Origin of the sequence: Herbaspirillum sp. alder98, assembly GCF_020179755.1 — a bacterium.
Lineage (GTDB): Bacteria > Pseudomonadota > Gammaproteobacteria > Burkholderiales > Burkholderiaceae_D > Herbaspirillum.
Map to the genome: position 1 here is coordinate 275,672 of NZ_JAIUCY010000003.1, position 19,628 is coordinate 295,299.

The following is a 19,628-nucleotide window of genomic DNA, read 5'->3' on the forward strand; positions in this document are numbered from 1 at the left end:
ACAATAACCGAGACTTGATCGATGACGCCTCCCCTTTATAAACGCCGCTGGGTGCGGTGGACCTTGCTGGCACTGGTGTTGCTGATCGCCGCCGTGGTGGTGATGAAGAAACGCGCGGCCGCACCGGCGCCGAGCGCCGAACGCACTGCCGCTGCACTGCCCAGCGCCATGGAATTCGTGGCCGACGACCTGGTCCAGGTGCAACCCGGAGAATTGCGGCGGGTGCTGCCCCTGTCGGGCGCCTTGCGTGCCTTGAACCAGGTCTCGGTCAAGGCGCGCGTCGCCGGCGAGGTGCAGCAGGTGCTGGTGCGCGAAGGCGAAGCGGTGGCCGCGGGCCAGGTGCTGGCGCGCATCGACCCCATCGATTACCAGGCTCGGGTGGACCAGGCGCGCGGTTCACTGGTGGCGTCGCAAGGACAGCTCGACATTGCCACCCAGACCCGCAACAACAACCAGGTGTTGCTCGACAAGGGCTTCATTTCGCGCAATGCCTTCGACACCGCCGCCAGCCAGTTCGACATCGCGCGCGCCAATCTCGACACCGCACGCGGCGCGCTGGAAGTCTCGCGCAAGGCGCTGGCCGACACCGTGGTGCGCTCGCCGATGAAAGGCCTGGTCAGCGCACGCAATGTGCAACCGGGCGAAAAAGTGGCGGTCGACGGCAAGTTGCTGGACGTGGTCGACCTGTCGCAAATGGAGCTGGAGGCGCCGGTACCGACCAATGACATCCTCAAGGTAAGCATCGGCCAGGAAGTGCTGGTGGCGGTAGAAGGCTTGCCGCAGCAGGTGCGCGGCACGGTAGTGCGCATCAACCCGGCCACGCAGTCGGGATCGCGCTCGATCATGGTGTACGTGCGGGTCGACAACCCCACCGGCGTGCTGCGCGCGGGCATGTTCGCCGACGCCACCCTGACGCTGGAACGGCGCGAGCAGGTGCTGAGCGTGCCGGTCGGGGCGATCCAGGTCGAAGATGGCAACGCCTATGTATATGCGATCGAAAATGGCGTACTGGCGCGACGCCAGGTAGTGACCGGCTTGCGCGGGCGTGGCGCCGATGGCGATGCGGTCGAGATCGTCAGTGGTCTCGCCAGCGGGGCCCGGATCGTGCGGGCCAACCTGGGCCTGCTGCGCGAGGGCACCGAGGTCCGCATCCAGCAACGCAGTGCCACGGCCGCCGGCAGGCCGGCGGCTCAACCGCAAGGACGCTAGACCATGTGGTTTACCCGCATCTCGATCGGCAACCCGGTCCTGGCCACCATGATGATGCTGGCCTTCGTGGTGCTGGGGCTGTTCTCCTACCAGCGCATGCGGGTCGACCAGTTTCCCGATATCACCTTCCCGATCGTGGTGGTGCAGACCACCTACCCCGGCGCCTCGCCTGAAAACGTCGAGTCGGACGTGACCCGCAAGATCGAGGAATCGGTCAACACCATCAACGGCATCGACAGCCTGATCTCGCACTCGTACGAAGGCTTGTCGGTGGTGATCGTGCAGTTCGACCTGACGGTCGATCCGGTGCAGGGGGCGCAGGACGTGCGCGAGAAGGTGGCCCTGGTACGCGCCGCCTTCCGCAAGGAAGTCGACGAGCCGCGCATCACCCGCTTCGATCCCGCCGACCAGCCGATCTTCTCGATCTCGGTCACCAATGCGGCCGACGCCCGTCCGCGCACCCTGCGCGAACTTACCACCATCGCCGACCAGGTCATCAAGAAGCGGCTGGAAAACGTGCGCGGGGTCGGTTCGGTCACGCTGGTAGGCGGGGTCAAGCGGCAGGTCAACATCACCGTCAAACCGGCCGAGATGGAAGCGCTGGGCATCGGCGTGAACCAGATCGTCGACGCCGTGCGCAACGAGAACCAGGAACTGCCGACCGGGGCGATCCGCACCCGCGATGCCGAGCAGACGGTGCAGGTGCAGGGCCGGGTGCGCGCGCCGGAAGACTTCAAGCGCATCATCGTGGCGCGCCGGGGCGGCCAGCCGGTCACGCTGGCGCAGGTCGCCAACGTGGTCGACGGCCAGGAAGAACAGGAAACCCTGGCCCTCTACAACGGCCAGCGCACCCTGGCGCTGGATATCCTCAAGGCGCAGGGACAGAACACCATCGACGTCGCCGATGGCTTGAAGAAGGCCATGGCCGAACTGCAGCCCAGCATGCAGAAACTGTATCCGGGCGTGACGCTGCAGGTGGTCAAGGATGGCTCGCGGCAGATCCGCACCGGCGTCGAGAACGTACGCCGGACCCTGATCGAGGGCGCCGTGCTGACCATCGTGATCGTGTTTCTGTTCCTCAATTCATGGCGCTCCACGGTGATCACCGGACTGACGCTGCCGGTGGCGCTGATCGGCACCTTCCTGTTCATGTACATGTTCGGCTTCACCATCAACATGATCACGCTGATGGCGCTGTCGCTGTGCGTGGGCTTGCTGATCGACGACGCCATCGTGGTGCGCGAAAACATCGTGCGCCATGCCGGCATGACCGTGCATGGCAAGTTCAAGTCGCATCGGGCCGCCGCCCTTGAAGGCACGCAGGAGATCGGACTGGCCGTGCTGGCCACCACCTTCTCGATCGTGGCGGTGTTCCTGCCGGTGGGTTTCATGGGCGGCATCATCGGCCGCTTCTTCCACCAGTTCGGCATTACGGTGGCCGCGGCCGTGCTGATCTCGATGTTCGTGTCGTTCACGCTGGACCCGATGCTGTCGTCGATCTGGCCCGACCCCGATGCCCACGGCGAGCACCGGCGCCGCGCCGGCTGGTACGACCGCAGCATCGGCCGCGTGCTGCTTCAGTTCGACCGCCTCGTGCAATGGCTGTCGGCGCGTTACCAGTTGCTGCTGGGCTGGTCGCTGCGACATCGGCGGATGACGCTGGCGATTGCCGCCGCCAGTTTCTTCGGCGGCCTGGCGCTGCCGGCCTCGGGCCTGATCGGGTCTGAATTCGTGCCGCAGGCCGATTACTCCGAGACCGGCGTGACCTTCTTCACCCCGGTCGGGTCATCGCTGGAGCTGACCGAAAGCAAGGTGCATCAGGTCGAGGCGGTGCTGCGCGAGTTCCCCGAGATCACCGACATCTACAGCACGGTCAACACCGGCAATGCCCAGGGCAAGAACTACGCGACCGTCTTCATGCGCCTCAAACCCCGCAGCCAGCGCACGCTGACCACCGGCCAGATGGCGCCGCTGCTGCGCGAGCGGCTGGCGCGCGTGGCCGGCATCAGCGTGACCCATGTGGGCGCGCTGGATGGCGTGGGCGGCGACAACAAGCAGATACGCTTCAGCCTGCTGGGGCCCGACCTGCAACAACTGGCGCGCCTGTCAGCACAGGTCGAGGGCCAGTTGCGACAGATTTCCGGGGTGGTCGACCTGGACTCGAGCCTGAAGGCGCAAAAACCGATCATTTCGGTCGAGCCCCGGCGCGACATCGGCTCCGACCTGGGTATCGGCGTGGCGCAACTGGGCAATGCGCTCTCGCCGCTGCTGGCGGGGGAAGCCGCCAGCAGCTGGCGCGCCCCCGATGACGAGAACTATGACGTCAACGTGCGCCTGGCACCGGATGATCGCAACACCGTCGACGGCCTGTCGCGCCTGATGCTGGCCAGCACCCTGACCAACAGCGATGGCACGCCGCGCATGGTGCCGCTGCGCCAGGTGGCCGAGGTCAAGAGCGCGCTGGGCGCCAACCAGATCAACCGCCGCGACCTAAACCGCGAAGTCGAGCTCTCGGCCAATGCCCAGGGCCGTTCGGCCGGCCAGATCAACGCCGAGATCAAGGCCATGCTCGATGGCGTGCATTGGCCGCCGGGCTACCGCTACCAGATCGGCGGCTCGACCAAGAGCATGAACGAGTCGTTCGGCTATGCGGTGGGGGCGCTGGCGCTGGCGATCGTGTTCATCTACATGATCCTGGCCTCGCAGTTCGCGAGTTTCCTGCAGCCGATGGCGATCATGTCGTCGCTGCCGCTGACGCTGATCGGGGTATTCCTGGCCTTGATGATGTTCCGCTCCACGCTGAACATGTTTTCCATCATCGGCTTCATCATGCTGATGGGCCTGGTGACCAAGAACGCCATTCTGCTGGTGGACTTTGCCAACCAGGCCCGCCGCGCCGGCATGGAGCGCGGCGCGGCCCTGCTGGAGGCGGCCCATGTGCGGCTGCGCCCGATCCTGATGACGACCCTGGCGATGGTGTTCGGCATGGTGCCGCTGGCGTTTGGCGTGTCGGAAGGTTCCGAGCAGCGTGCGCCGATGGGACAGGCGGTGATTGGCGGCATCATCACCTCCTCCCTGCTCACGCTGGTGGTGGTGCCGGTGGTCTATACCTACCTCGATGACATGGGGGCCTGGGTCAAGCGCAAATGGTTCAGCGCCGGCCAGGCGACGGATGACGGACGCCATGCGGATTGAGAAAATCTTGCCATGCATCAAGGAAAGCCTGCAAATGGGGCCGTTCTACCGCGCTTTTCCCCGCGTACATGAGCTGTCTGACGGGGCTGTGTTTGTTAAAATGGCGGCTTTCCGTCGCTATTGAGCCCACTGCCATGAATATCGAACAAGCCCGCTTCAACATGATCGAGCAGCAAATCCGCCCCTGGAACGTGCTGGCACAGGACGTCCTGGACCTGCTGACCGTGGTCAAGCGGGAAGAATTCGTGCCAGGCGCCTATCGCAACCTGGCCTTCTTCGATACCGAAATCCCGCTGCCGGGCGGCGAAGTGATGCTCGAACCCAAGATCGAGGCCCGCATCCTGCAGGAAGCCAACGTCAAGAAACACGAATACGTGCTCGAGATCGGCGCCGGTTCCGGCTATATGGCAGCGCTGCTGGCGCATAAGGCGCGCCACGTTACAACGGTCGAAATCTCGCCGGAATTGAAGAGCATGGCCGAACAGAACTTGGCAGACTACGGCGTCGCTAACGTCGATGTGCAACTGGGCAATGGCGCCCAGGGCTGGACTGCCGACGGCAAGGCCGCTGAATACGACGTGATCGTGATCTCCGGCTCGCTGCCTTTCCTGCCCGATGCGTTTGCCAAGCAACTCAAGGTCGGTGGCCGCTTGCTGGCCATCATCGGCAACGATCCGGTGATGCAGCTGCAACTGGTCACGCGCACATCGGAACAGACGTTCGAGACCGTCAATGTGGTCGACACGCTGGCCAAACCACTGCACGCGGCGACCACGCCGTCCCATTTCACTTTCTAGGAAAATTTGCATGGAGCACATCACCGCCCCGGACCTGGCCGCCTGGATCGCCGATCCAGACCGCCCTACCCCTCTGCTGCTGGATGTGCGCGAACCCTGGGAACATCAGACCTGCAACATCGACGGATCGCAACTGATCCCGATGAACACCATCCCGGGGCGCTTTTCCGAGCTCGATGAAGATCAAACCGTGGTGTGCATCTGCCACCACGGCGCTCGCAGCATGCAGGTGGCGGCGTTTCTCGAACGCCAGGGCTTTACCCAGGTCATCAACCTGACCGGCGGCGTTCACGCCTGGGCTACCCAGGTTGACCCGGCCATGCCCACCTACTGACGGGTCGACGGGCGCCGCCTTGCGGCCCCGTCCCTTTCCGGCGCATCGTCCGATGGCCGGCCTCTTTCGTCCGATGTCCGATCCTGCGCAATACGCTTATTGGCGACTTGCGCGTTGTCACCGCCTTCGTCCTGCCCCGGAGATTTGCCCATGTCCCGTTTTTTAAGCGCCGCCCTGGCGCTCAGCGCCATTGCCCTGCATGCCCCGGCCAGCGCCGTTGATCTGCTACAGGTCTATCAGCAGGCGCTGTCCAACGACGCCGTCTACACCAGCGCCCGCCATGCGCTGACGGCCGGGCGCGAGCGCGAGGTGCAGGGACGTGCGGGCCTGCTGCCGACGGTCGGCGTGGGTGGCAGCTACACCCGTTCCGACCAGAACTTCGACAGCACCAACAACAACTACGCACTGCAACTGACGCAACCGCTGTTTCGCCTGGCCAACTGGGAAACCTACCAGCAGGGCAAGCTGTCGGTCGCCTCCAGCGAGGCGCAATTTGCGCAGGCCCGGCAAGACCTGATCCTGCGGGTGGGCCAGGCCTACTTCGACGTATTGGCGGCGCAGGATGCGCTGTCATTCATCGGCGCGCAAAAGGTGGCGATCGCCGAACAACTGGCCTCGGCCAAGCGCAATTTCGAGATCGGCACCTCGACCATCACCGACACCAACGAAGCCCAGGCGCGCTACGACCTGGCCGGCGCCCAGGAAATCTCGGCCCAGAACGACCTTGAGGTGGCCCTCTCGAAATTGCAGCAGATCATCGGCGACGCGCCCACGCCGCTGGCGGTACTGCGCCGCGACGTCAAGCTGTCGCCGCCGCAGCCGGCCCGGATCGACAACTGGATCGCCAGCGCGCAGCAAGACAACTTCAGCGTCGTGGCGCAGCAGCTGGCGCTCGAGATTGCCCAGAGCGAAATCAAGCGCAACCGCGCCGGCCATGCGCCGACGGTGGATCTTCAGGTGGCGCGCAGCTTTACCGACCAGACCAGCGTGCGCTCGTCCTATCTCAATGCGCGTGGCTACAGCAATTCGGTGGGGGTGCAATGGAATATCCCGCTGTTCGCCGGCTTCGCCACCAGCAGCCGGGTCGACGAAGCCGTGGCGCTGGCCGACAAGGCGCGCTCGGATCTGGACAATGCGCGCCGCACAGCGGTATTGAGCGCGCGCCAGGCTTTTCTGGGGGTGGCCAATGGCCTGTCGCAGATCAAGGCTTATGAAGCGGCGGAAGTCTCTAGCCAGTCCTCGCTCGATTCGAACAAGCTCGGCTATCAGGTCGGCGTGCGGATCAACATCGATGTGCTCAATGCCCAGCAGCAGCTGTATTCAACCCGGCGCGACCTGGCCCGGGCGCGCTACGACACGCTGATCAATGGCTTGAAGCTGAAGGCCGCGGCCGGCGTGCTGCAGGAAGACGACCTGGCGCAGGTCAACCGGCTGTTGACGGCGCCATCTCAGTAAGCTGCATCGACGGCGCCGACAAGGCGTACTGGGCCGCTGACAGGATGCGTTCGCCATCCTTGACCAGGTCGAAGCTGTCCGGCGAAAAGAACCAGTCGGTCAGCAGGCCGCTGAAGGTGGCATGCATCATCAGGCATGCCTGGCGGACATCCAGCGTCGCCGGTAACTGCCCGCGCGAGATCGCGTTGCCGATGATCTGCTCGATGCGCAGCATGCCATCCACATGACACTCACGCTGACGCACCAGGATCGGATCGTCATGGTCGGCAAATTCACACTTGTTGAAGATGATGTCGAACACCTTGCGGCAACGCTCATCGGTGGCTGCCATCGTCAACACGTAGACGCCGCTGCGCAGGAACTGGCCCAGCGGGTCAATGACGTGGGCGCCGGCGCTTTCTTCCAGCACCGCTTCCATCGGCAGGCGAACCCGATCGCACATGGCATCGAACAGGTCACCCTTGTTCTTGAAATGCCAATAGATGGCGCCGCGCGTGACATCGGCCGCCTTGGCGACGTCAGCCAGCGACGTGTGCGACACGCCGCGCTCATGGAACACCTGCTCGGCCGCATCGAGAATGCGGGCCCGGGTTTCAAGTGCCTCTTCCTTGGTCGAGCGTGCCATGTCAGCCGCGCCCAAGCGTAAATCTGGCGTTGCCGACCACGACAGCGTTGCAAAACGTAATCATCGTACTACTCCGAATAATCGAACCACGGCCGTCACACGCTGGCGGGCCATTTTTACTGCGTCGCACAAAAAGCATTCCCGTAACAATGCAGTAATACTGATGTGGGTACCATGCTGCCCCGGGAGGCTTTCTCGGCCGGGCCAAGCCTGCCGAAAACCTCATCAATGATGCAGACATCCCTCTGGTTAGCGGTGAAACGACGTGAAGAGCAGGAAAACTTGCTCGCTTTGCCTGACTTCAGCGCCCCTCCATTCCGCCTTTCACACCAAATGCAAGGAATCGCTCATATTTCACTACGCCAAATTCGACAAGTTTGCTAAATTAATGCTGTGTTCTGCAGAAATACATACATACACGAATGTATGTATAATAGCATCCGCTTCAAGGTCCCGCTGTCGCTTCACCGTAAAAATTTCCATGCCCACTCCTTGAGATAGGCGGGAATTTCTTGCTTTGCAACATCCGCTTCACCAAGCGCTGCCGCAACTGCGGATGGCCTTGCATCACCCGTAATCAATCGTAAGACCGGATTCGTTTCAATGCCGCTAGCGCGGCCTCACTTTACTTTCGTGCGAGATATCTATGAGCTCTGTCAGTCGTTTCACGCGCCTTTCCATGACCGTCGCTGTTGCAGCGGCGCTTGTTGCATGCGGCGAAAAACCAGCGGCCCAAGGCGGCGCCATGCCGCCGACGGAAGTGTCGGTGGTCACCGTGGCCCCGCAACAAATCGCCATCACCAATGAGCTGCCAGGTCGCCTGGAAGCCTATCGCGTGGCCCAAGTACGCGCCCGGGTCGCCGGTATCGTGCAAAAGCGGGTCTTCAAGGAAGGCAGCGACGTCAAGGAAGGACAGGTCCTGTTCAAGATCGATCCGGCCCAGTTCAAGGCTTCGTACGACAGCGCCCAGGCCACCCTGGCGCGCGCCCAGGCCAACCTGACGCAAGCCACCCTGAAGGCGCAGCGCTACAAGCCGCTGGTCGAGGTCAATGCCGTATCCAAGCAGGAATATGACGACGCCGTCGCCGCCCAGAAGCAGGCCGAAGCCGATGTCGCCTCGGGCAAGGCAGCTGTGCAAACCGCCGGGCTCAGCCTGGGTTACGCCACCGTCACGTCGCCCATCAGCGGCCGTATCGGTCGTGCCTTGGTCACCGAAGGCGCACTGGTCGGCCAGAGCGATGTGACCCAGCTGGCGCTGGTGCAGCAGCTCGATCCGATCTACGTCAACCTGACCCAGTCCAGCGCCGACCTGCTCAAATTGCAGCAGGCGATGGCCAGCGGCCAGTTGAAGAGCGTGGGCGAGAACAAGGCCAGCGTGACCCTGGTGCTGGAAAACGGCCAGACCTATCCGCTGCCGGGCAAGCTGCTGTTCTCGGACATGTCGGTTGACGAGAGCACCGGTTCGGTGTCGCTGCGGGCCGAGTTCCCCAACCCCAAGCGCGTGCTGCTGCCAGGCATGTATGTGCGCACCAAGCTCGAGCAAGCCATCGACGAGCAGGCACTGGTGGTGCCGCAACAAGCCGTCAGCCGCGACCTCAACGGCTCGTCCGTGATGGTGGTGGGCGCCGACAACAAGGTCGCGCCGCGTCAGGTCAAGACGGGTGCCGCGCGTGGCAACGAATGGCAGATCATCGATGGCTTGAAGGAAGGCGACCGCGTGATCGTCGAAGGCATCCAGAAGGTCAAGCCGGGTGCCACCGTCAAGCCGGTGCAGTGGACGCCAGCCGGCACAGCTGCCGCCGCCGGCCAGGCTGCGCCGCAGGGTGCCGGTGGCACCCAACCGAAAGCTAACTAAGAGGTTGCCAGATGGGAAAGTTTTTCATTGATCGCCCCGTATTTGCGTGGGTGTTGGCCATCTTCATCATGTTGGCCGGGGTATTGGCGATCACCGGCTTGCCGGTAGCCCAGTATCCCAGTATCGCGCCGCCCACCATCGTGGTGACGGCAACTTATCCGGGCGCGACCGCCCAGACCCTGGACGATTCGGTGACCAGCCTGATCGAACAGGAAATGAACGGCGCCGACGGCCTGCAATACATGGAGTCGCAAAGCCAGGCCAACGGCCAGGTGCAGATCACCGTCACCTTCTCGCCCGAGACCAACCCCGACCTGGCTGCGGTGGACGTACAGAACCGCCTGAAGCGGGTCGAGGCGCGCCTGCCGGCAGCCGTGACCCAACAGGGCGTGCAAGTGGTCAAGTCGCGCAGCAACTACCTGCTGTTCATCGGCCTGTCGTCGACCGACGGCAAGCTCGATCCGGTGGCGCTGGGCGATTACCTGTCGCGTAACGTGCTCAACGAAGTCAAGCGCGTGCCAGGCGTGGGCCAGGCGCAGCTGTTCGGCACCGAGCGCGCCATGCGCATCTGGATCGATCCCAACAAGCTGATCGGCCTGTCCCTGACACCGGCCGACGTCACCGCCGCCATCACCGCGCAGAACGCGCTGGTGGCAGGCGGCACGCTGGGCGCCCTGCCCAGCCCGGGTTCGCAGCAGCTGGCCGCCACCGTGGTGGTCAACGGCCAGTTGAACACGCCCGAGCAGTTCGGCAACATCATCCTGCGCGCCAATGCCAACGGTTCCACCGTGCGCATGCGCGATGTCGCCCGCATCGAAGTCGGTGGCCAGACCTATGACACATCGGGTCGCCTGGACGGCAAGCCCAGCGCCTTCATCGGCGTGCAGCTGTCGCCGACCGCCAATGCGCTGGGCACTGCCACCGCCGTGCACAAGAAGATGGAAGAACTGGCCAAGTATTTCCCGGCCGGCGTGAAGTACACCATCCCTTATGACACCTCCAAGTTCGTCAAGATCTCGATCGAGGAAGTGGTCAAGACCCTGATCGAAGCGATTGTGCTGGTGTTCCTGGTGATGTACCTGTTCCTGCAGAACATCCGCTACACCATCATCCCGACGGTGGTGGTGCCGGTGGCGCTGCTGGGCACCTTCGCCACGCTGCTGCTGTTCGGGTTCTCGATCAACGTGCTGACCATGTTCGGCATGGTGCTGGCCATCGGTATCCTGGTCGATGATGCGATCGTGGTGGTTGAAAACGTCGAACGCATCATGAGCGAAGAAGGTCTTTCGCCCGCCGACGCGACCCGCAAGGCGATGGGCCAGATCAGCGGCGCGCTGATCGGTATCACCCTGGTGCTGATCGCGGTGTTCATCCCGATGGCATTCTTCGGCGGCGCCGTGGGCGCGATCTATCGTCAGTTCTCGCTGTCGATGGTGGCCTCGATGGTGTTCTCGGTGCTGATGGCGTTCACGCTGACGCCGGCACTGTGCGCGACCATCCTCAAGCCCGTCGAAAAGGGTCATCACCACGAAAAGGGTGGATTCTTCGGCTGGTTCAACCGCAAGTTCAACAGCACCGCCAATGGCTATCAGGGCTTCATCGCCAAGATGCTGACCAAGGCCGGTCGCTACATGATCCTGTACGCGTTGATCGTGGGTGGCGTGGCGCTGCTGTACACGCGCCTGCCGGCTTCGTTCCTGCCGAACGAAGACCAGGGCTACATCATCACCAACATCCAGTTGCCACCGGGCGCCAGCACGGGCCGCACGATCGAGGTGGTCAAGCAGGTGGAAGACTATTACCTGAAGAATCCTGCCGTCGAACACGCCATTGCGGTGCTCGGCTTCTCGTTCTCGGGTAGCGGTCAGAACGCCGCGCTGGTGTTTACTCCATTGAAGGACTGGAGCGAGCGCGACAAGTCGCAATCGGCCGATGCCGTCGCCGGCAAGGCCTTCGGCGCCTTCGCAGGCATCAAGGACGCGATCGTGTTCCCGCTGAACCCGCCGCCGATCCCGGAACTGGGTAACGCCACCGGCTTCACCTTCCGTCTGCAGGATCGCGCCGGTCTGGGCCACGAAGCACTGGTCAAGGCACGCAACCAGATCCTGGGCATGGCAGCGCAAAGCAAGGTGCTGGCAGGTGTGCGTCCGGAAGGCCTGGAAGATGCGCCGCAGCTGCAACTCGATATCGATCGCGACCGCGCCAATGCACTGGGCGTGCCGTTCTCGACCATCAACAGCGTGCTGTCGACGGCACTGGGTTCGTCCTACGTGAACGACTTCCCGAACCAGGGACGTCAGCAACGCGTGATCGTGCAGGCCGACGCCCAGCGCCGCCTGAACCCGGAAGACCTGACCGGCCTGTATGCCCGCAACGCATCGGGGACGATGGTGCCGTTCTCGGCCTTCGTCACTGCCAAGTGGATCAATGGTCCCGTGCAACTGATCCGCTACAACGGCTATCCGGCCATGAAGATCGCCGGCGGTGCAGCACCTGGCCGCAGTACCGGCGAAGCGATGGCCGAACTGGAATCGTTCGTGGCCAAGCTGCCGGAAGGCTTCGGTTTCGAATGGACCGGCCAGTCGCTGGAAGAAAAGACCTCGGGCAACCAGGCGCCGGCACTGTATGCGCTGTCGCTGATCGCGGTGTTCCTGGTGCTGGCGGCGTTGTATGAAAGTACCTCGATCCCGCTGGCGGTGATGCTGGTGGTGCCGCTGGGTATTCTCGGCGCACTGCTGGGCGTGACCATGCGCGCCATGCCCAACGACGTGTACTTCAAGGTGGGCATGATTGCGGTGGTGGGTCTATCGGCCAAGAACGCGATTCTGATCATCGAGTTCGCCAAGGACCTGCAGGCGCAGGGCAAGGGCCTGATCGAAGCCACGCTGGAAGCGGTGCACCTGCGCTTCCGCCCGATCATCATGACCTCGCTGGCGTTCATCCTGGGCGTGCTGCCGCTGGCCATCGCCAGTGGTGCAGGTTCGGCCAGCCAACGCGCCATCGGTACCGGCGTGATGGGTGGCATGATCACCGCGACGGTGCTGGCCGTGTTCTTTGTGCCAGTGTTCTTCGTGGTGGTGCGCAAGCTGTTCAAGGGTAGCGAGCGTCAGAAGAAGTTCGACGCCGAGCACTCCCCAAAGATTAATTCGGAGAATAACAATGGCTAAACTGTCGATGCCGCGACTGACGCAGCTTTGCGCAGTGCTGGCGGTCGCCGGCGTACTGGGCGGCTGCTCGCTGGCCCCCACCTATGAACGGCCACAGGCGCCGGTGGAATCGGCCTACCCGGCTGCCACCGAAGGCCGCGCCGAACTGGATGCGGTCAACCTGGGCTGGCGCCAGTTCTTCCCGGACCAGCGGCTGCAATCGTTGATCGCCGCCGCCCTGGAAAACAATCGTGACCTGCGCACTGCGGTGCTCAATATCGAAGAAGCGCGGGCGCAGTACCAGATCGCCCGCGCCGACCTGCTGCCCACCCTCAACGCTACCGGCTCGGCCGCCCGCACCCGCACGGCCGCGTCGCAATCGCTGACCGGCCAGCCCGTTGTGAGCAACAGCTACCAGGTAGGCCTGGCGGTACCGGCCTACGAACTGGACTTCTTCGGTCGCGTGCGCAGCCTCAAGGACGCCGCACTGGCAAGCTACCTGGCCACTGAAGAAGCGCGCAAGTCGGCGCAGATCAGCCTGGTGGCCCAGGTGGCGCAAGCCTACCTGACCGAGCGCTCCTACGCCGAGCAGCTGTTGCTGGCGGAAGAAACGTTGAAGTCGCGCGAATCCGACATCCAGCTGGCGCAAAAGCGTTTCGACGTCGGTGCGACATCGGCGCTGGATTTCCGCCTGACGCAGACCCTGGTCGAATCCGCCCGCGTGGCGCGCGCCCAGCTGCAACGCCAACGGGCCCAGGCCGACAATGCGCTGACGCTGCTGGTGGGACGTAAGGTCAATGACTTGCCGCCCACGCAATTGCTGTCGGACGAAAAGATCGTCACCGACATTCCGGCGGGCTTGCCTTCGGACCTGCTGATCAACCGTCCCGACATCCGCTCGGCCGAGCAAAGCCTGCTGGCGGCCAACGCCAACATCGGTGCGGCGCGCGCGGCGTTCTTCCCGAGCATTTCGCTCACCGGCAGCCTGGGCAGCGCCAGCCGTACGCTGGGTGGCCTGTTCGAATCGGGTTCGGGTGCGTGGTCGTTCGGGCCGCAACTGTCGTTGCCGATCTTCGATTTCGGCCGCAACAGCGCCAACCTGGATCTGGCTGAAGTGCGCAAGAACAAGGCCATCGTGACGTATGAAAAGACGATCCAGACCGCTTTCCGCGAAGTGGCCGATGCCCTGGTTGCCCGTGGCAGCCTGGACGAGCAGGTGACGGCGCAGGAAGCTTTCCTGAATTCGCAGCAGGAACGGCTGAAGTTGACCGATCTGCGCTTCAAGAATGGCATCGCTTCGTCGCTGGACCAGCTGGATGCCCAGCGTGACCTGTTCTCGGCGCAGCAGGCGCTGATCCAGGCGCGTCAGTTGCGGCTGAACAATGCCATTGATCTGTATAAGGCGTTGGGGGGTGGGTTGAACGAGAATACCGGTAGCGTAGCCACGGCCCGATAGCAGCCGACAACACCGTCTATGGCAAGGGCCCCGACAGCGAAAGCAGCCGGGGCCCTTGTTTTTGCGCCGTCGGCTTAGTGCGCAAAATCAACGTTTCCCATAAGAAATTAATTCATGATTTCTTCATCTATGGCAAAATCTTGCCACGCTGGGCACCAACAAAAAGACAATGAGAAGAAGCCAACCTTTTATTGCTAGGTATTGATATCTAGATGGTGTCTTGCCAAGTGCCTGCCCAGATGTGATCGCCGGGCCCCGGTCTGGCGGCGTCAGCCTTTTAGAACCAAAGCCAGCGCCCTTGAAAGCCGGTCGGCCCGCTTCATGTGCGTCAGCGTCGAGCTCAAAGCAATTGGTCGTAGAACCATCATGATGAAAAAGCCCCTCTCAAAACTTGCGGTCCCCCTGCTCGCTCTGCCCCGAACTGCAAAGCGGCTAATCGCAATTTCAGTTGACCTATGCCTGTGCATTCTGAGCGTGTGGCTTGCGTTCTATCTGCGGCTAGGTGATTTTGTCTACCTTTCGGGCAACACCCTGCTGGCAGCGCTGGCGTCAGTAGGCATCGCCTTGCCTATTTTCGTGACCTCCGGTTTGTACCGGGCGATTTTCAGATACAGCGGCTTGCCGGCATTGCTGACGGTAGCTCGCGCAGTCGCCATATACGGGCTGATCTATGCGTGCGTTTTTACTGCAGTTGGCATTCCTGAAGTACCCCGCACGATCGGTATCATCCAGCCGATTTTGCTGTTGCTGGCAATCGGAACCTCACGTGCGGTGGCGCATGCGTGGTTCGGCGGTCAGTATCAAAGCATCGTAAAACGCGGCAAGCGGCCCAAAGTGCTCATCTATGGCGCGGGTCAGACCGGCCGCCAGCTGGCAACCGCTATGACCAACAGCGTTGAAATGGCAGTCATCGGCTTCATCGACGACGACGAGCGCCTGCACGGGCATGTCCTCAACGGCATGCCCATCTACAACCCGGGTGACCTTCCTAGTCTGGTTCCGACACTCAACATCGATACCGTGCTGCTGGCGATGCCGGGTATCGGGCGCAAGCGTCGCAATGAAATTCTGGCAGAAATTCGCACCGCCCATGTTTCGGTCCGGACATTGCCCAGCATGACCGATCTGGCGCAAGGAAAGCTCAGCATTTCGGATCTGCGAGACCTGGATATCGATGATCTGCTGGGCCGCGAGCCGGTGTCGCCCAATCACATTCTTTTGATCAAGAATGTGAAAGACAAGGTCGTGCTCGTAACAGGAGCAGGAGGCTCCATCGGTAGCGAACTGTGCCGCCAGATCCTGGCCATCGGTCCGGAAAAACTGTTACTGATCGAACAGAGCGAGTTTGCGTTATACGCGATCCATCAGGAGCTCGAAACCAAGCTGGCCGGTCGCGACATTAAGCTGGTGCCATTGCTTGCAGCCGTGCAGGAGCGCAATCGCATGCGGGAAATCATGGGCGCCTGGAAACCCCACACTGTCTATCACGCTGCGGCCTACAAACACGTGCCGCTGGTTGAACATAATCCGGCGGCGGGCATCAAGAACAATGTATTGGGCACACTGACCACCGCTCAGGCAGCGGCGGACCACGGCGTTGCCGACTTTGTGCTGATTAGTACCGACAAGGCCGTGCGTCCCACCAATATCATGGGTGCCAGCAAGAGAATGGCCGAGATGGTATTGCAGGCATTGGCTGCGGTCACGACCTCTACCCGCTTTACCATGGTTCGCTTTGGCAATGTGCTTGGATCGTCGGGCTCGGTGGTACCAAAATTTCGCCAGCAGATACGCGACGGCGGGCCAATAACGTTGACCCATCCCGATATCACACGCTATTTCATGACCATTCCTGAAGCCGCCCAATTGGTCATCCAGGCCGGTGCGATGGCCGGTAGCGGTGGCAACGTCTTCGTGCTTGATATGGGGCAGCCGGTCAAGATCATCGATCTGGCACGGCGCATGATCGAACTGTCCGGTCTTTCATTGAAGGACGAAAAGCATCCGGAAGGCGATATCGACATTCAGATCACGAGCTTGCGTCCGGGGGAGAAGCTCTATGAAGAACTTCTTATCGGTGACAACCCCATGCCAACCCAGCATCAGCGCATCATGAAGGCGCGCGAAGATTTCATCGCCTGGAGCGAGTTGCAGCCCAAGCTGGCCAAGCTCGAAGCGGCACTCGACGCAAACGACGTAGGGGTGATTCGAGCAATGATGCTACAGCTCGTTTCAGGCTATGCCCCCCATGAACACATTGTCGACTGGGTTTATCTGGAACAGGGAACAGCAGGGTTGGAAGAGTGCGTATTGCATGGCGCAGCGTGACGGGGCCGATACGATGAACATTCTCGTTACCGGTGCATCCGGCTTCGTTGGCAGTGCGCTGATCAGACAATTGCTTGCCCGCCGTGCAGATTTCCCCGGCACCATCACGGCGGCGTTAAGGCGTTCCGATGCCATCGCGTCTCCGAATGCACTGGTGCGCCCGGTCGTCGTGGGTGAACTTTCCGGCACAAGCGACTGGTCATCTGCTTTGACCAATGTCGATGTGGTCGTACACTGCGCTGCCCGCGTTCACGTGATGAACGATACGGCTGCCGACCCGCTTGTGGAATTTCGCCGCGTCAACGTCGACGGCACCTTGCATTTGGCTCGCCAGGCTATGTCGGCAGGGGTACGGCGTTTTGTCTTTATAAGTTCGATCAAGGTCAACGGCGAACAAACCCCGCCCGGCCTTCCATTTCGAGCCGATGACGTGCCCCGCCCTTCTGACCCGTATGGCGTTTCAAAAATGGAAGCAGAACAGCAGTTGCTGCAACTGGCTGCCGAGGGTGCAATGGAAGTAGTGATCATCCGGCCGGTGCTGGTTTATGGCCCAGGGGTCAAGGCCAACTTCCTGTCCATGATGCGCTGGCTGGACAAGGGCGTCCCGCTACCGCTGGGTGGCATCCTTGGCAATCGTCGCAGCATGGTGGCGCTCGACAATCTGGTCGATCTGATCATCGTGTGCAGCCGGCACCCGGCCGCGGTCGGGCAGATATTTCTGGTCAGTGATGGTGAAGACCTGTCGACCACCGGCTTACTCAGAAAGACTGCGCAGGCATTGGACAAACCGGCGCGCCTGCTACCGTTCCCAGCAAGCTTGCTGACACTTGCGGCACGCCTGCTGGGCCGGCCCGGTATTGCACAACGGCTGTGCGGGTCGTTGCAGGTCGATATCGAAAAGAACCGGACATTACTTGGCTGGACTCCACCAGTGCCGATTGATGAGGCGCTACGCCGTACGGCAGCGGCTTACCGCGCGGCGCCTTAAATCGTCTGGTTAAAGCCGGAAATCAATGGCGTAAGCAAGGCCATGGTGCGCTCGGTGGCGCCCTGGTGACTGCGGGCAAAGGCGAGCGCGGCGCTGCTCATCCGTGCATACCGGTCAGCGTCGTCCATGAGCATGCGCCAGCCGCGCAACAATTCACCTGCATCGGCGACTCGCACTGCTGCGCCGGCTGCGATGGCCTGCTCAGTGATGCCCTCGAAGTTGAAGGTGTGCATGCCAATCATGACCGGCTTGCCCAGCGCCAAGGCCTCGATCAGATTCTGCCCGCCCAGCGGTAACAGACTGCCGCCAATGAAAGCTGCGTCGCAAGCGGCATAGTAGGCAAACATCTCCCCCATAGAATCACCCAGCACCACGTCGGCCCCCCCGACGCCGAAATCAATGCGGGGCTGCGAGCGTCGCAGCAATGACAAACCCCGAGCCGTCACCAGCGTAGCAACTTCGTCGAAACGCTGAGGATGGCGTGGCACGATGATGGTCAGCCATTCCGATTTGCCCAATTTTTCGAGCGCATCGAGGATCAGCTTTTCTTCTCCTTCGCGCGTACTGGCACATAACAGAACACGGCGTTTGCCAACGGCCTGCCTCCAGGCGGAGCCCAGCTCGGCCATCGCCGGCGGAACCTGCACGTCGAATTTCAGGCTTCCCGTTACTTCCACATGCCGCGCGCCAAAAGCACGCAGGCGCTGCGCGTCGGCATCGGATTGCGCGCCCACGCTGACAATGGCGTCGGCCGCGGGACGCAGCAAACCGGCAAAGCGCTGCCCGCGACGCAACGAGCGCTCGGACAGGCGGGCGTTGGCCAGCATCACCGGCACATTGTGCTGCCGGCACTGCGCCATCAGGTTTGGCCAGACTTCTGTTTCCATCAGAATGCATGCAAGCGGCCGGAAATGCCGTAAAAAGCGCGCGCACATCCACCCTGTGTCATAAGGCAGAAAGCTTTGCTGCACCCGGGCACCGTATTTGCCGAACAGCTGGGCACCGGTAGTACGCCCGGTCGCAGTCATGTGCGTGAGTACGACGGCGTACTGTGGATACTGACGCAACAAGGCATCGATGAGCGGCTCTGCGGCGCGGGTCTCGCCAACCGACACTGCATGCACCCAGATGCAGCGGGCGTTGCTTCGCACTGACCCGGAATAGAATCCAAGCCGCTCTGCAATGTGCCGACGATACCCGGGTTCTTTTCGTCCCCTTCGCCATAGACGCAGCAATACCAGCGGCATGGCGATCCACCACAAGGCAGAATAAAGTATGCGCGACATCAAACCAGCGGATGGCCTGCCAGGCGCGTCAGGATGGCCAGCGGGCTCGAAGCAGGGTCATACTGTTCTTCCGGCCGCAGATGCAACGTCTGTTCAAGCATGTACTGGCCAGACATCACAGCATGCGAAGTCTGATCGGAAAAACACACCCATACCGACCCTGCCGGAAACGGCACGGTAACCTGCGTGGCTTCTTGCTGAAACACCATGTCCTTCTTCATGCCGTCATGCAACTGCAGCATCAAATGGTCATATTCGCTCCGCAACGACTTGGTAACGTGGAGCGACTTCATCACACTTGCCTGCCAGTGCACGTATGGCTTGGCACGTGGCAAAAACCGCCGCGCCACTGTTTCGAACGGCTCACCTACACGCCAGACGCGCGGCTGCCCCTCTGGATTGACGTTGGTAAACACCCGCAAGATGCGCTCGCCATGATTGGGCCGGGAAGGGAAGGCATCGACATGCATGCGGCGATCGTCGGCGCGCCACGACTGTGATCGGGTTTCTACCTTGGTCGGACGATAACTGGTGGGGGCCAGACGCAACGCCTTAGCGTACTTGGGTAACAGCGAATGAACCAGCGATAGCGCCTGCTCGCGAAAGCGCCCGATCATGACCGCCAGCGCCAGTTGCACTTCGGTATCGCCAGCCGCGCCCTTGAGATGCCCGCGTGCGTCGAGACTGATATTGCGTATCTTGGGATCACGTACCGCCGGGTCGAGCAGGCTGCGCTCGGACTCCAGCAATTCGAAAGGCAAGTTCGGAAAATACAGAACCTTGCCTGCCTCGAGCGCGGTAATCCATTGGTCGTTGGGGGTGTCAATCTGCCAGGTGGACAGATCGATCTCGAAAATTTGCGATTCCATCCCTCTATTATGCCCTCAAGCTTTCATCATGTGTTTCTAGGCAACCGCCCCGAGAATCCTTAAGAGGGCCGCCACAGGCGGCTTC

13 protein-coding genes are annotated in these 19,628 nt (G+C 62.0%); 10 read left to right on the top strand and 3 right to left on the bottom strand.

What is annotated here, in order from left to right; translation table 11 throughout:
* Positions 1 to 21 precede the first annotated feature (21 nt).
* From LBW87_RS09180 to LBW87_RS09200, 5 genes are all read left to right on the top strand, one after another.
* Positions 22 to 1,209: an efflux RND transporter periplasmic adaptor subunit gene (locus tag LBW87_RS09180; RefSeq protein WP_225201142.1), complete on the top strand. Its 1,188-nt coding sequence runs from the start codon at positions 22 to 24 to the stop codon at positions 1,207 to 1,209.
* A 3-nt stretch (positions 1,210 to 1,212) separates the two neighbouring features.
* Positions 1,213 to 4,404, top strand: coding sequence for an efflux RND transporter permease subunit (locus LBW87_RS09185; protein ID WP_225201143.1), 3,192 nt, complete (start codon positions 1,213 to 1,215; stop codon positions 4,402 to 4,404).
* A gap of 134 nt (positions 4,405 to 4,538) precedes the next feature.
* Entirely contained in the window at positions 4,539 to 5,201 is a 663-nt protein-coding gene (locus tag LBW87_RS09190) for a protein-L-isoaspartate O-methyltransferase family protein (protein ID WP_225201144.1), read from the top strand.
* Positions 5,202 to 5,211: 10 nt separating this feature from the next.
* Positions 5,212 to 5,535, top strand: coding sequence for a rhodanese-like domain-containing protein (locus tag LBW87_RS09195; protein WP_225201145.1), 324 nt, complete (start codon positions 5,212 to 5,214; stop codon positions 5,533 to 5,535).
* A gap of 150 nt (positions 5,536 to 5,685) precedes the next feature.
* Positions 5,686 to 6,990: a TolC family outer membrane protein gene (locus LBW87_RS09200; protein ID WP_225201146.1), complete on the top strand. Its 1,305-nt coding sequence runs from the start codon at positions 5,686 to 5,688 to the stop codon at positions 6,988 to 6,990.
* Here the strand turns inward: LBW87_RS09200 and LBW87_RS09205 are convergent.
* Positions 6,959 to 7,615: a TetR family transcriptional regulator gene (locus tag LBW87_RS09205; protein WP_225201147.1), complete on the bottom strand. Its 657-nt coding sequence runs from the start codon at positions 7,613 to 7,615 to the stop codon at positions 6,959 to 6,961. The genes LBW87_RS09200 and LBW87_RS09205 overlap by 32 nt on opposite strands.
* A 646-nt stretch (positions 7,616 to 8,261) precedes the next feature.
* On the opposite strand from LBW87_RS09205, the gene LBW87_RS09210 reads away from it, so the two are divergent.
* The 5 genes from LBW87_RS09210 to LBW87_RS09230 all read left to right on the top strand — a co-directional run bounded on the left by LBW87_RS09210 (position 8,262) and on the right by LBW87_RS09230 (position 17,388).
* Positions 8,262 to 9,470 carry an efflux RND transporter periplasmic adaptor subunit gene (locus tag LBW87_RS09210; RefSeq protein WP_225201148.1) on the top strand — a complete coding sequence of 403 codons (1,209 nt, stop codon included), beginning with the start codon at positions 8,262 to 8,264 and terminating at the stop codon, positions 9,468 to 9,470.
* A gap of 11 nt (positions 9,471 to 9,481) precedes the next feature.
* Positions 9,482 to 12,637 (top strand): efflux RND transporter permease subunit, encoded by a 3,156-nt coding sequence (locus LBW87_RS09215; protein ID WP_225201149.1) that lies wholly within the window; start codon positions 9,482 to 9,484, stop codon positions 12,635 to 12,637.
* Positions 12,630 to 14,072 (top strand): AdeC/AdeK/OprM family multidrug efflux complex outer membrane factor, encoded by a 1,443-nt coding sequence (gene adeC, locus LBW87_RS09220; RefSeq protein WP_225201150.1) that lies wholly within the window; start codon positions 12,630 to 12,632, stop codon positions 14,070 to 14,072. Before LBW87_RS09215 ends, adeC begins: the two co-directional genes overlap by 8 nt.
* Before the next feature lie 369 nt (positions 14,073 to 14,441).
* Positions 14,442 to 16,400 carry a polysaccharide biosynthesis protein gene (locus LBW87_RS09225; protein ID WP_225201413.1) on the top strand — a complete coding sequence of 653 codons (1,959 nt, stop codon included), beginning with the start codon at positions 14,442 to 14,444 and terminating at the stop codon, positions 16,398 to 16,400.
* Positions 16,387 to 17,388, top strand: a complete 1,002-nt coding sequence (locus tag LBW87_RS09230) for a UDP-glucose 4-epimerase family protein (RefSeq protein ID WP_413927631.1) — start codon at positions 16,387 to 16,389, stop codon at positions 17,386 to 17,388. The genes LBW87_RS09225 and LBW87_RS09230 overlap by 14 nt, the downstream gene beginning before the upstream one ends.
* Here the strand turns inward: LBW87_RS09230 and waaA are convergent.
* Together waaA and LBW87_RS09240 are read right to left on the bottom strand one after the other, a co-directional pair.
* Positions 17,385 to 18,674 (bottom strand): lipid IV(A) 3-deoxy-D-manno-octulosonic acid transferase, encoded by a 1,290-nt coding sequence (gene waaA / locus LBW87_RS09235; RefSeq protein ID WP_225201151.1) that lies wholly within the window; start codon positions 18,672 to 18,674, stop codon positions 17,385 to 17,387. The two genes, LBW87_RS09230 and waaA, sit on opposite strands and share 4 nt — an antisense overlap.
* Positions 18,674 to 19,543, bottom strand: a complete 870-nt coding sequence (locus tag LBW87_RS09240; protein WP_225201152.1) for a Kdo hydroxylase family protein — start codon at positions 19,541 to 19,543, stop codon at positions 18,674 to 18,676. Before LBW87_RS09240 ends, waaA begins: the two co-directional genes overlap by 1 nt.
* Positions 19,544 to 19,628: the final 85 nt, after the last annotated feature.

What these genes read in the sequence shown, in the direction of transcription:
- LBW87_RS09180 (WP_225201142.1), top strand. Translation starts at nt 22, where the DNA reads ATGACGCCTCCCCTTTATAAACGCCGCTGGGTGCGGTGGACCTTGCTG.
- LBW87_RS09185 (WP_225201143.1), top strand. Translation starts at nt 1,213, where the DNA reads ATGTGGTTTACCCGCATCTCGATCGGCAACCCGGTCCTGGCCACCATG.
- LBW87_RS09190 (WP_225201144.1), top strand. Translation starts at nt 4,539, where the DNA reads ATGAATATCGAACAAGCCCGCTTCAACATGATCGAGCAGCAAATCCGC.
- LBW87_RS09195 (WP_225201145.1), top strand. Translation starts at nt 5,212, where the DNA reads ATGGAGCACATCACCGCCCCGGACCTGGCCGCCTGGATCGCCGATCCA.
- LBW87_RS09200 (WP_225201146.1), top strand. Translation starts at nt 5,686, where the DNA reads ATGTCCCGTTTTTTAAGCGCCGCCCTGGCGCTCAGCGCCATTGCCCTG.
- LBW87_RS09205 (WP_225201147.1), bottom strand. Translation starts at nt 7,615, where the DNA reads ATGGCACGCTCGACCAAGGAAGAGGCACTTGAAACCCGGGCCCGCATT.
- LBW87_RS09210 (WP_225201148.1), top strand. Translation starts at nt 8,262, where the DNA reads ATGAGCTCTGTCAGTCGTTTCACGCGCCTTTCCATGACCGTCGCTGTT.
- LBW87_RS09215 (WP_225201149.1), top strand. Translation starts at nt 9,482, where the DNA reads ATGGGAAAGTTTTTCATTGATCGCCCCGTATTTGCGTGGGTGTTGGCC.
- adeC (WP_225201150.1), top strand. Translation starts at nt 12,630, where the DNA reads ATGGCTAAACTGTCGATGCCGCGACTGACGCAGCTTTGCGCAGTGCTG.
- LBW87_RS09225 (WP_225201413.1), top strand. Translation starts at nt 14,442, where the DNA reads ATGAAAAAGCCCCTCTCAAAACTTGCGGTCCCCCTGCTCGCTCTGCCC.
- LBW87_RS09230 (WP_413927631.1), top strand. Translation starts at nt 16,387, where the DNA reads ATGGCGCAGCGTGACGGGGCCGATACGATGAACATTCTCGTTACCGGT.
- waaA (WP_225201151.1), bottom strand. Translation starts at nt 18,674, where the DNA reads ATGTCGCGCATACTTTATTCTGCCTTGTGGTGGATCGCCATGCCGCTG.
- LBW87_RS09240 (WP_225201152.1), bottom strand. Translation starts at nt 19,543, where the DNA reads ATGGAATCGCAAATTTTCGAGATCGATCTGTCCACCTGGCAGATTGAC.